The organism is Microcystis sp. M53603_WE2 (assembly GCF_030065435.1).
On sequence record NZ_JASJFF010000639.1, the window covers coordinates 1 to 10,327 of the forward strand.

Genomic DNA, 10,327 nt, shown 5'->3' on the forward strand with positions numbered 1-10,327 from the left:
GTAGCTCAGCATCCCTATAAAACTCAAATCTTGGACTTCCATTCCTGCAAAACCCAATGGGCAACTCGTTCACTCTATTTTGAGGGACAGAAGCGAAATCAATTCTGTATCCTACACTACCGTTTGAATTTGGAATTGCTGCCAAACCATTGCCCTAGTCGGGGGGGATGTGACTTTAAATAGTGGAAGTTTAACCGCTTTGGGGGGAAGAATAGAAGTCGGAAGCGTCAGAAATATGGGTAATGTCAGCTTAACTCCTGTTCCTAAGGGATGGAGGCTAGGATATGAAGGGATAGATAGTCAATCCCAAGGTCAAATTACCTTATCTCAACTGGCCTTGCTAAATAGTAGCGGGTTAGGAGGGGGCGAGATCAAGTTAACCGCTCAAAAGGTCGCTTTAATCAATGAATCTGCCATTTTATCAGTAACACTTTCTGACCAAGATGGGAGAGATATTTCAATTCAAGCGCAGGATATTCGTTTGAGTAATGGTTCGATTATTGGTACTGGAACGTTTATTGATACTCTTGGTGATAGTGGGAGTGTCATTATTAAAACCAATAATTTAACGGTACAGGGAGCATCTCTTATTGAAACCACTACCCTTGGACAAGGAAAGGGGGGAAATTTAATTATTAATGCCCAAAATGGCGTTAATGTGATTGATGATGGTTTTATTGCAGCGGGTTCTTTGGGTGCAAGTCAAGATCAAACTGGTTCAGCAGGAAACTTAATCATTGAAACACAAATTTTAAATATTAATGAAGGGGGAGAAATTCTCAATGCAACCAGTTCTGGTCAAGGGGGAAATTTAATCATTAATGCTTCAGAAAGCATTAATATAGATGATTTTGATAGTGCTATCTACACAGATACTTTCGGAAGAGGGAATGCAGGAAATCTTGAGATTAACACAAAAACTTTAAGAATAAGTAACGGGGCGCAAATTTCTGCGGCCACGTTTGATCAAGGAAAAGGAGGAGATATTCTGCTCAGAGCGAGCGATAGCCTTTACATTACAGGAATATCCTCTGATCTGAGATTTCCTAGTGGGATTTTTACCTCAACAGGGATCATTGGGTTTGATTTTCAACCTCAAGGAGAAGGGGGAAACCTTTTGATAGAAACAAGACGCTTAACCCTCACAGATGGCGCGGTGATTTCTACATCTACCATTAGTCCCAAAAATGCGGGAAACGCTGTGCTAAATATTAGCGATACCTTATCCTTAGAACGGAATGCTCGAATTACTGCCAGTACAAGTGCTGATGGCAATGCAGGTAATATTCGCTTGAATGTGGGGAATGAGCTATTAATGAATCAAAATAGTCAAATATCTACCGCAGTAACTAGAAATTCATTAGCTAGGGGTGGATTGATCGAAATCAACGCCAATTCTCTTAATCTCCAAAATCAATCAGAAATTAGCGTTCGTTCGGAAGGACAAGGCAACGCAGGTAATATTAATATTAATCTGACGGGTTTATTCAGTGCCACTAATAGTGATATTACCGCAAATGCCAATCAAGGCGCAGGGGGAGAAATTACCCTCACCGCAGATAACATCAGATTACAGGGAGATAGCGATATTCGGACGAATGTAAATAATGGAGCAGGAGGTGGCGGAAATATTACTGTAACAGCTAATTCTATCCTATTATTCAATGATAGCGATATTTTAGCTTTTTCTCGTGATGGACGAGGTGGCAACATTCAATTTAATACGCCTGTATTTTTTGGTAATGGTTATCAACCGATTTCGAGTGAAAATGATCCTAATACCCTAGATGGTAACGATAGAGTCGATATTAACGCCAGTGGTGCAGTCTCAGGTGCAATTATTATTCCAGACTTGACCTTTATTCAAAATAGTATCGTTCAGTTGCCAGAATTCTTGATTAACCCTGAAAAACTCTTAGCTAATAGCTGTATTTCACCTAATCAGGACCGCGGGGGTAGTTTTATCATAAAAGGCTCAGGAGGTGTCCAAAATCGGCCAGGAGATATGAATACTCCCTCTTATTTCCCTGAAATCATTCAACCTATTCCTGAAACACCCGCTCAACCTTGGAAAAAGGGTGATCCTATCATTGAACCGCAAGGGGTTTATTACACTCCAGACGGACGACTTTATCTTAGTCGAAAATGTTAGGATTTTTCAACTATTATCTATATTTTCCGTCAGCCAATTTTTAAAGTTTCTGATGGCTTCACTTCTCCCCAGTTGTTGACTTTGTTTAACAAATTGATTAATTAATTCAATAATCGGAATCTGAGGAAAATTGGGACTGCTTAAAGACTCAATATATTCTCCTTCTTGTAATAAATTAATCTGTAGGCCACTTTGAGTATAACGCCACAGTTCGGGAACACCTAACTGTCGATAATTATCTAAATAGGTACGGGAAGTAATATCAATTTCTAGGACTAAATCAGGGGGGGGATCACTTTCTAAATTAAGTCTATTTTTGCCAATAACGGCTTGATAGTTTTTAATATAAAAACAGGCATCAGGTTCAACTGCTTGATTCATCCGCTCGTTTTTAAATGTTGTTGATCCTAACGGTTCAAAATCAATATTGAGTACTTCTAACAAAAACTGAACCATATAACTAATGATTTCTTTATCTTTTTCATGTTCGGGTAAAGGTACCATAATTTCTAATATTCCGTTACTGTAGGATAACCGAGAAGCACGACTTTCTCCTAATTCTGATAATATTGTCTCAAATTTTTGCCAGTTAAGCTCTTTTAAAAGTAACTGTTGACCGGGATTGACGATAATTTGTTCTAAGGCTAATTGCATGGCTTTAGCTGAAAATGTTGATTTCTTAGTTTAATTATACCCTTACTCATAGGATTTCAACAAAAATTAAGCCTATTTGTAATATTCTGCCAGTTTTATTAAAGTGTTATTTCGTCGAGTAATAATTTTGGCATCAACCCCTTCAGATGGCTCTAAATGTTCAGATTCTACGAGAGATTTAATAAAATTAGAAACTTGAGGGTTTAATTCTCCTTGATGGGTTGAAGATAAGCTCGTCATTAAAGCATCATACCATAACCCATTTTCGGCATAGCGTTCTGCTTGTTCAGTTTTTTGAAGTGAATTAGCCACTTGTTGACTTAAAAAAATGGGCATTTCAACCACTCTAAATTCTGCTCGTTGAATCATCCAAACGTCAGGACTTTGACGAATAGCGACTTGCCAAAGATACTTTTTACCCACTGCTAAAGGGGTTTGATTACTGGGAAAAGAAAAGTTATGAATTCCTCCTTTTTGTTGAAATCGTACAGCCAAGACCAGCAATTTTAGACACAAGCTATACTTATGCCATCAAATCCACAATTAAAGTTAATGACCGAGCTACTTCACCTAGAAGGAGTTGTCGTTACCAATTATCAAATTATTACCGATGCAGGAATTGTTTTACATTTAGAAAATATGTCAAGAGAAAGCCAGTGCATTCATTGTGGAAGTAAAACGGAAAAACTTCATCAAAATAATGAATTAACAATCCGAGATTTACCCTTTGGAGAACAGGCATTATATCTGAGAATCAATCGTCGTCAGATGAGAGGCGAGAAATGGGGGAAAAAATTCACAGAAGAACTAAATTATTTGCCGAAGAAAAGAACCTACACAGACAGATTTAGAAAAAAAATAGTGGCCGAAGTCCTGAATAGTGATCTCAAAAATACGGCAGAAAGAAATGGAGTAAGCGAACAAGAAATAGAAACGATGCTCAAAGACTTAGGAGAAGACTTAATAACCGCAAAACCTCAAGGTCTAAAAAAACTAGGAATAGATGAAATAGCCATGATAAAGGGAAAAGGAAATTACTATGCTGTGTTAGTAAATATATAGCGGTTCTCGCATCTGTGCGGCACACTTAAACCTTTGCTGATTAAGCTGTTCAGGATCGGGAATGTACCTCTTGTGAATCAGAAACGCTATAGACACAGGAAAAATTGTAGGCTTAGTAGAAAAAAGAACAGAAGAAGCATTAACAGAATATCTGAAACAGTGGGGAGAAGAGGTTTTGAGCCAAATAGAGGAAGTAAGTATAGACCTGTGGATAGGGTATAAAAATGTGGCAGAAAAACTAATGCCTCAAGCGCAAATAGTAGGAGAGAGATTCCAGGTAATGAAACAAGTAAATAACGAGCTAGATGAAGCCAGAAAGGAGGTAAAAAGAGAGGCAACCAAGATAAAAAATAAGAAAAATAAAGAAAATATCTTAGCAGGAATAGCCAAGAGCAAATATACCTTATTAAAGAATGAAGGAGACTTAGTAGAGAAGGAAAGGAAAAAATTGGAAGAAGTATATAAAGTGTCTCCAAAACTTGGGGAAATGCACAAATTAAAAGAGGAATTTAGAGAAGTATTTGAGAAAAATACGGAGGGGAATGAGGGATTATTTGCCTTGAGCGATTGGATAAAAAAGGCGATGGCTTACTTTCCTAAAAGCTGCCAGACAATGAGGCGGTGGATTGACGAAATAACTGCCTATTTTGATAACCGAACAACCCAAGGAACAGTGGAAGGAATTAACAATAAACTGAAGGTGATTAAAAGGAGAGGCTATGGATTTAGAAACTTTAAAAACTTTAGTCTTAGATGTTTATTAAATTGGCATTTTGCTAGTTGATTTTACATGGTAAGTTCGGAAGAACCCAAATTACCTCATTTGTTGAGGGGGGGACTGGATGGAATAATTTACTTCCTGATCCCGATCCTGCTACTTTAGGAGGGATAGGATTAGGTTTACGCTGGTTAGTGGCTAATGGTTTAACTGTTCGTTTAGATTACGGGATTCCGTTAGTTTCTGTCGATAATTCCGGAAATTCACTGCAAGAACAAGGGTTTTACTTTTCGGTGAGATATAGAAAAGCATTCTAGCATATTCTGAGAGAATTATAATAATAGTTCTCAATTAACTTAATCCGAATCTTTATCTTTTGTCGCTTCGTTAATTTCAGCTTTTTTCTTAAAGAACGTAGGTTGGGTTGAAGCATGAAACCCAACGCCCGATTATGTTACGCTAACGCTAACCCATCCTACAAATAATTGTGCCTACCTACTTAATTTCAGCGTTTTTCTTAAAGATGAGGTATAATTAATGTCGTTTGTGCTTCGAGGCGAGCGCTCTGTTCAAACCCTCATTCTGTAAGGCTTCTGGGGTTGGTGATCGCAGTCTTGGATTTCAAAAAAGCCTAAAGATATTATCCAACCAGGTTTTTAGATTTATTCAGCCAACCCTAGTTAAAAAAGAGAGGAGTAGGTCGCCATATCTAGTCCCTTGAGAACGGAATTCGGTATGGGTCAAAGTTTCTAGAAAAGCCCTAGGGGTAGCTTGAGTATTTATACTTATTGCAAAATAGGTATGCTTTTCCTATCATAAAGTTGACTGGTAATCGTGCCGAACTAATTAGCGAAAATTTGGGTCTAAAGCCCTTGGAATGATGTTTTTATTGTATTCAGGAAGTTGAAAAAATGAAGACCAAATCGATCATAAGCTTACTATCTCTTAGCATTATAGGAATGTCAATCTATGCGGGTCAAGCTAATAGTAGTGATTATCGAGCCTTGACCCCTGAAGAAACATCACGGTTGACTGATGCTTTGCTAAAACAGGGTTGTAGGAATCCTAAAGCGATGAAATTTGATGTTGAGACTAACCTATTTGAAGCAGAAGATGCTGTGTGTGAGGGAGGAAGAAAGTATGATATTTACCTTGATAGAAACTTTAGGATTGTTTCAATGAAACCAGACTAAAAGATCAAATCCCTGAGAAGCTTTTACCGGTCGTCGCGAAGATTACCAATGAGGTATAACAAAGCCATTCTGACAGCGACACCACTGGTAACTTGTTGGGAAATTAGACTAAAATCGGGATCATCCATTAAATCGGAACTAATTTCCACCCCCCGATTCACAGGACCGGGATGAAGTACCTTCACCCCCGGTTGACAGGATTGCAAACGAGGACGAGTAATGCCAAAACTTTGATGATATTCCCGTAAACTGGGCAAAAGATTGGCAGTCATGCGTTCTTTTTGCAGTCGCAGGGTCATCACAAAATCGGCCTTTTCTAAAGCTGGTTCTAAATCCCAGTGGAGAAATAGGCGATCGCACAATTCCCCAAAATATTTCGGCAGTAGGGTGGGGGGTGCGGACAAATGTACTTCCGCCCCAGCCGTGGTTAAACTCCAGATATTGGAACGAGCGACACGAGAATGGAGTATATCCCCAACAATAGCGATTTTTTTACCCTCTAACAGTTCTAAACGGGGATTTTCTTCATCTAACAGACAACAGATCGTAAACAGGTCTAAAAGTCCCTGGGAGGGGTGTTCGTGTTGACCGTCCCCAGCATTAAGAATACTGACCCCCGACTGCAAACGATCCATTTCTGCGGCAATTAAATCGGGAACTCCCGACTGTTGATGTCGGATGACAAAGATATCCGTACCCATGGCCACATAGGTTAAAGCGGTATCGAGAATCGTTTCCCCCTTAGTCAAACTGGAACTACCCGGGGCAAAATTAAGAACATCGGCCGAAAGACGTTTCGCCGCTAGTTCAAAACTACTACGGGTGCGGGTAGAAGGTTCAAAAAAAAGATTTGTCACCACTTGACCTTGTAGGGCCGGCACTTTCTTGGTACGTCGGGAAAGAACTTCACGAAAACTAGAGGCCGTTTGTAGCAGGGTTTGGTATTCTTCCGGTTGCCAGTCTTGCAATCCCAAAATGTGGTGTCGGATCCAAGTGAAAGCCATAGGCGTTAAGGAGGCGGTAAAAACGGCAAATTTCGTCTATGCTATTGTAGGATTTCTTTGCATCAGGTTAATAAATAGGGTTTATGAGAATTAATTTTTCCTTCTGTCAGATCACTCTTGCGATCGCTTTATTTCTCAATCCCTTGCCGGCGATCGTTGCCCAGACTGCCACCTCTGGGGAAATGGTATCACCGACCACGGGCATTAATTACACTCGCCTGAAAAATTTCCTCGCTCAACAAAATTGGCGGCAAGCTAACGATGAAACCCGTAATTTAATGCTGAAAGCAACCGGACGGGAATTACAGGGCTGGTTTACCATGGAAGACCTGCAAAAATTGGCCTGTTGGGATCTGCAAAAGATGGATCAACTCTGGAAAGAAGCTTCCGGGGGTCGTTTTAGTTTCAGTACCCAATTTCGCATTTTTATCGAGACGGGTAATCGACCGGGGCGCTTAGTGGCGATCGAAAATTTTCAAACTTTTGGCGATCGCATCGGTTGGCGTAAAGATGGTGATTGGATTATTTTTAAAGAGAATCTTAACTATACCCTCAATGCACCCGTCGGTCATCTGCCGGCGCCCCGGGACGAATATCAGATCGCCGGTGGTCGCCTAGAATACACCACCCTCGCCCAAAGATTAGTCACCTGTAATATTGTTAGCTTAGGGCAAAGCAAACAGTGATCACGCGATCAATTCTGTAGAGTAAAATTTAAGGAAAAGCTTCTCTCCTCACCTTCCCTTTTTTTCCGATTTACTAGCACTTTTTCTGCCAAAACTCCCTAAATTTAACAATGATTAAACGATCCGTTAACCTATCGAGAGCGATCGGTTCGTCGATCGCCGTTTCCCTAATTATCACCGGTTGCGCCCCCCAAACCCCCCAAGCCACTCGACCGGCGGCTGTTCCCGTCAAACTGCAAACCCTCGGCACCGACAAATTAGTGCAAAGTAGCGAATTTGTGGGTACTTTGATCGCCCAAGAGCGTGTTAGCGTCTCCCCTCAGATTACCGGTCGGATTCGGACTATTTTCGTTAAATCTGGCGATCAGGTAACTCAGGGACAAAAAATCGCCGAATTGGATCCCGAACAACAACAGCAACAGGTAAACGCTGGCATCGGCCAGGTAAATTCGGCCAAAGCGAACCTGAATGCGTCTGAGGCGGATTTAAGGCAAAGACAAGCGCAAGCGAGGGCAAATAAAGCCCAAATTGCCCAGAATCGGGCAAATGTGGCCAATGCCGAAGCTAATGTTAAAAGTCAGATCGCCACCTTGAGCGCCGCCGAAGCTGATTTACAGAGAGCGAGAGCTAATTTAGATTTAGCGGAAAAAAACCTAAAAAGAGCCGAATTTCTGGTCAAACAAGGCGCACAGCCCCAACAGGACTTAGATGATCGCCGCCGCGACATTCAGGCCGCCAGGGCGGAAGTAGAGGCCCGGTCTAAAAATCGTGATGCGGCCCGTCAACAGGTGACGGCGGCTAGAGCTACCCTACAGGCAAACAAAGAAGCATTAAATATCGCCATTCAAAACGAATTAGCCTCACGGCAACAGGTGGCGGCGGCAGCGGCAACAGTGAACAGTCGTCAAGCAGCGGTAGCCAGCACTGAGGGGCAATTAGGGGCGACGCGCCAGAATTTAGTTTTTAACACCATTACCGCCCCGATTGATGGTTTTGTCGGCGATTTTAATCAAAGAAAAGTCGGCGATATTATCTCCCTGGGTGAAGAATTAACCTCGTTGACTAACAATAAAACTTTGGAACTAAATGTGCAGATTCCCGTGGAATTACAACCGCGTCTGCGCGTCGGGTTGCCCGTGGAAATTATTAATCCCGATGGCAGCCCCGGGGTTCGCGGTCAAGTAACTTTTATTTCTCCCACCGTTTCCCAAGCTACCCAATCGGTTTTAGTGAAATTTGCCTTTACTAATGATGGCAGTCTTCGCAATAACCAATATGTGCGGACGCGGTTAATTTGGGATCAAAAACCGGGGGTATTAATTCCCACCACGGCAGTGACTAGCATCGGGGCGCAAAATTTTGTTTTTGTCGCCGAAAAAGAAAAGGCTAAAGAAGGTCAAGAAAACGCCGAGGAGCGTTTAGTGGTCAGACAAAAACCAATTCAAGTCGGCACAATTCAAGGGCAAGCTTATCAGGTTATTTCTGGAGTAAATGCCGGGGAAAGAATTGCTATTAATAATATTCTTTCTCTCCGAGATGGTACAGCTATAACTGTTAGTCAGCAGTAATTTTTATGAGTAATTCGATTACCGTTCGTCCCCTGTCAGCGCAACTAATTACCGCCGAAAGTTTCCGTCCCTACGGTCAATTAATAACCCCTAGCCATGATGGGAAAATGTTTGATGAAAGCGATGCACAACTGCATTTAAAAAACGGTGTGCCACGTTTTTATATTATGCGTTTACAGACTCGCGGACGTAAATTTAAGCGAATTACTCGTCATAGTCAATGTACCCAATGTCTTGGTTCTTTGGGGGGACAAGAGTGGTTTTTAGGAGTGGCCCCCCCTAGTCCTTATCCTCAACCGGATTTAGAAAAATTAAAGGTTTTTCGCATCCCTGGGGACTGTTTTATTAAATTAGAGGTGGGAACTTGGCACGCTGGCCCACTTTTTGATCAACCGGCGATCAATTTTTATAATCTCGAATTGAGCGATACTAATATTGTCGATCATTTTACTTATAATTTTGCCCAAGAGCAGTCAATAGAATTCGAGATTGTTGATTAAAAAAAATAATTTTTTTACTTAACTTTTCGCAATCCTTTAGAAAGATAGGCAACGAAAAAAGCTAACACTCCTGTCATTCCTACCTCAAAATAATTGGCCATGAGAATAGCGGTAAAAAAAAGGAGCAAGATAATTAATATAGTCCGCTTTTGTTCAGATAATTTCATCTCTAATTGCCTCTAATTCGGTTTTAATACTTAATGGTTGATAACCTAAAGAAAAAGCAAGAGAACTATCAAGAGAAACATCCTGCGGACGCGGCGCAATCATGGGAAAATCGCACTGTAAACAGGGTTTTATTTGTTCTCTGGGAATATTAAAAACTGCCGCCATTAGTAAACCAAATTGATAACGAGAAACTCTTTCTTTACCTCCCAGATGAATAATCCCTTGCACTTTTTCTAATGCCAAAAGTAAACCATTCACCGCACTATTAACCCCAACAGCTGTACGATATTCATCGGTAAATAGAGATAGTTCTTTTCCCTCTTGCAGGGTTTTTAAAAAGGGTTGCAGAAAACTATTAGCGGTGGGAGAAGGGGAACCAAACATCAAAGGCATTCGACAAATAGCCGCCCGAGGATATATTGCTAAAATACCCTTTTCCGCCGCTACTTTTTGCTCACCGTAGACACTGACGGGAAAAACAGGATCATTTTCGGAATAGGGGGCATTTTTACCATCAAAAACTAAATCGGTAGAGGTAAAAACTAGCGGTATTTGATATTGACTACACAAACGGGCAATTTCTAGAGAAGCTGTCAGATTAATTGCCTCGGATGCTTGGGGA

10 protein-coding genes and 1 pseudogene are annotated in these 10,327 nt (G+C 41.0%); 6 read left to right on the forward strand and 5 right to left on the reverse strand.

Annotated features, from left to right (window positions below; translation table 11 throughout):
• The first annotated feature begins 169 nt into the window (after nucleotides 1-169).
• Nucleotides 170-2,152 (forward strand): autotransporter outer membrane beta-barrel domain-containing protein, encoded by a 1,983-nt coding sequence (locus PX481_RS13610; RefSeq protein WP_288058797.1) that lies wholly within the window; start codon nucleotides 170-172, stop codon nucleotides 2,150-2,152.
• 6 nt (nucleotides 2,153-2,158) lie between these two features.
• Here the strand turns inward: PX481_RS13610 and PX481_RS13615 are convergent, their stop codons facing one another.
• The gene (locus PX481_RS13615) at nucleotides 2,159-2,806 is read right to left on the reverse strand and encodes a Uma2 family endonuclease (RefSeq protein WP_002759554.1); all 648 of its coding nucleotides are present in this window, start codon (nucleotides 2,804-2,806) and stop codon (nucleotides 2,159-2,161) included.
• Between the two features lie 72 nt (nucleotides 2,807-2,878).
• Nucleotides 2,879-3,301: a DUF928 domain-containing protein gene (locus PX481_RS13620; RefSeq protein WP_223213000.1), complete on the reverse strand. Its 423-nt coding sequence runs from the start codon at nucleotides 3,299-3,301 to the stop codon at nucleotides 2,879-2,881.
• Nucleotides 3,302-3,331: 30 nt separating this feature from the next.
• Here PX481_RS13620 and PX481_RS30140 point away from each other — a divergent pair.
• Nucleotides 3,332-4,652: pseudogene (locus PX481_RS30140) on the forward strand (ISL3 family transposase).
• An 845-nt stretch (nucleotides 4,653-5,497) separates the two neighbouring features.
• Nucleotides 5,498-5,779 carry a hypothetical protein gene (locus PX481_RS13635; RefSeq protein WP_287732834.1) on the forward strand — a complete coding sequence of 94 codons (282 nt, stop codon included), beginning with the start codon at nucleotides 5,498-5,500 and terminating at the stop codon, nucleotides 5,777-5,779.
• Nucleotides 5,780-5,802: 23 nt separating this feature from the next.
• On the opposite strand, the gene PX481_RS13640 is transcribed toward PX481_RS13635, so the two are convergent.
• Nucleotides 5,803-6,783, reverse strand: a complete 981-nt coding sequence (locus PX481_RS13640; RefSeq protein WP_002759548.1) for an aspartate carbamoyltransferase catalytic subunit — start codon at nucleotides 6,781-6,783, stop codon at nucleotides 5,803-5,805.
• A gap of 83 nt (nucleotides 6,784-6,866) precedes the next feature.
• Between PX481_RS13640 and PX481_RS13645 the strand changes: the two genes are divergently transcribed.
• The 3 genes from PX481_RS13645 (at nucleotide 6,867) to PX481_RS13655 (ending at nucleotide 9,537) form a co-directional block, all read left to right on the forward strand.
• Nucleotides 6,867-7,469 (forward strand): GUN4 domain-containing protein, encoded by a 603-nt coding sequence (locus PX481_RS13645; protein WP_002759547.1) that lies wholly within the window; start codon nucleotides 6,867-6,869, stop codon nucleotides 7,467-7,469.
• Nucleotides 7,470-7,579: 110 nt separating this feature from the next.
• Nucleotides 7,580-9,037, forward strand: coding sequence for an efflux RND transporter periplasmic adaptor subunit (locus PX481_RS13650; protein WP_288094750.1), 1,458 nt, complete (start codon nucleotides 7,580-7,582; stop codon nucleotides 9,035-9,037).
• A gap of 5 nt (nucleotides 9,038-9,042) precedes the next feature.
• Nucleotides 9,043-9,537 carry an ureidoglycolate lyase gene (locus tag PX481_RS13655; protein ID WP_002759544.1) on the forward strand — a complete coding sequence of 165 codons (495 nt, stop codon included), beginning with the start codon at nucleotides 9,043-9,045 and terminating at the stop codon, nucleotides 9,535-9,537.
• 14 nt (nucleotides 9,538-9,551) lie between these two features.
• On the opposite strand, the gene PX481_RS13660 is transcribed toward PX481_RS13655, so the two are convergent.
• A complete protein-coding gene (locus PX481_RS13660) occupies nucleotides 9,552-9,704 on the reverse strand; it encodes a hypothetical protein (RefSeq protein ID WP_002759543.1) in 153 nt (50 codons plus the stop codon).
• Nucleotides 9,691-10,327: SDR family oxidoreductase (locus PX481_RS13665; protein WP_288094751.1), on the reverse strand; the 637-nt coding region annotated here is incomplete at its 5' end. The genes PX481_RS13660 and PX481_RS13665, both read right to left, overlap by 14 nt.

Coding starts and splice junctions, on each gene's coding strand:
- PX481_RS13660 (WP_002759543.1), bottom strand. CDS start 9,704: ATGAAATTATCTGAACAAAAGCGGACTATATTAATTATCTTGCTCCTT.
- PX481_RS13650 (WP_288094750.1), top strand. CDS start 7,580: ATGATTAAACGATCCGTTAACCTATCGAGAGCGATCGGTTCGTCGATC.
- PX481_RS13615 (WP_002759554.1), bottom strand. CDS start 2,806: ATGCAATTAGCCTTAGAACAAATTATCGTCAATCCCGGTCAACAGTTA.
- PX481_RS13645 (WP_002759547.1), top strand. CDS start 6,867: ATGAGAATTAATTTTTCCTTCTGTCAGATCACTCTTGCGATCGCTTTA.
- PX481_RS13640 (WP_002759548.1), bottom strand. CDS start 6,783: ATGGCTTTCACTTGGATCCGACACCACATTTTGGGATTGCAAGACTGG.
- PX481_RS13655 (WP_002759544.1), top strand. CDS start 9,043: ATGAGTAATTCGATTACCGTTCGTCCCCTGTCAGCGCAACTAATTACC.
- PX481_RS13635 (WP_287732834.1), top strand. CDS start 5,498: ATGAAGACCAAATCGATCATAAGCTTACTATCTCTTAGCATTATAGGA.